This window comes from Herbiconiux daphne, assembly GCF_024979295.1.
GTDB classification, from domain to species: Bacteria; Actinomycetota; Actinomycetes; order Actinomycetales; family Microbacteriaceae; genus Herbiconiux; species Herbiconiux daphnes.
In genome coordinates this window covers 1-913 of the sequence record NZ_JANLCJ010000214.1, presented here as the reverse complement: position 1 = coordinate 913, position 913 = coordinate 1, and the positions used below count along the sequence as shown (strand labels likewise).

The 913-nt window shown below is 37.1% G+C and carries 2 protein-coding genes; both read left to right on the top strand.

What is annotated here, in order from left to right; all coding sequences use genetic code 11:
* Positions 1-205, top strand: a 205-nt coding sequence (locus tag N1032_RS24180) for a hypothetical protein (RefSeq protein ID WP_259543021.1), incomplete at its 5' end; no start/stop codon positions are given.
* Positions 206-409: 204 nt separating this feature from the next.
* Entirely contained in the window at positions 410-817 is a 408-nt protein-coding gene (locus N1032_RS24175; RefSeq protein WP_259543020.1) for a hypothetical protein, read from the top strand.
* The last annotated feature ends 96 nt before the right edge of the window (positions 818-913 follow it).

Genomic DNA, 913 nt, shown 5'->3' with positions numbered 1-913 from the left:
AAAGCTCACCAATCGGCTACCCCTCTCGGCGATTTTCCCCGAATCATTAAATAACGGTTGGGGCGCAAGGGATTTGGGAGTTCGTGAAATCGTGAACGGAATCTTCACAGAAACCTCTCATACATATTTCGTGGAAAATTCGCTTACAAAAGGCTTTAAATTAGGATTCCGTCTAAAATCCAAATCAAGATTTTCAGAACATTAAAATTAAATGAGAAAAATATTGTTATTTAAATTGAATTCTTTGTTATTTTATGATTGCGATTACATTCAGAATATTCAGAATAAACAAAATATATATTTTATGCAAATTTGTTCTTGCAATTCTACACAAAAGGTGTAATATAGTGGCATAGGCAAGACGCCTAAATAATTAAAGTCCTAGCGATAGGCAAGGGAGAACTATATTATGTTTGAAAAATTTAATGAGCGCCGTCAATTATCACCTATGGAACAATTCATCACACGTTATCCAGAAGTTAACGCAGAAATGGAAATTGAAAAGCCCGCCGACTTACTAGCCAACACAGATGAAGTAGTAGCAATCATTTTAGGGATTTTCTCTTTTGAATCCGTTGATTCTTACACTAATAAGAAAGAGAAAAAAGTTGCTCTTTATACAACGGCGGGTAAAGTTTTGATTCACAACACGAACAAAGCGGCGCCTTTCTACAAAGTTGATGAAGACCCACAAATTGCAACGGCTATCCGTCAAGGAAAAGCGTCCGTGAGAATTTACAAGGAAGAAATTGTATTGCGTGGCGAGCCTGCTATTGAATACAAATACGAAATCCAAGACACCAAGAAGGGAGAATAAGCATGACTTCAACTAACAAAGTTGGAAAGATTGCAAGGGCGTTCCGTGAGAACGCTCTTTCTCTTTCCATGAAAGAATTCGCCGAATTAACACAAG

Bases quoted from the DNA above. Each gene is read 5' to 3' on its own strand.
- N1032_RS24175 (WP_259543020.1), top strand. From the start codon at position 410: ATGTTTGAAAAATTTAATGAGCGCCGTCAATTATCACCTATGGAACAA.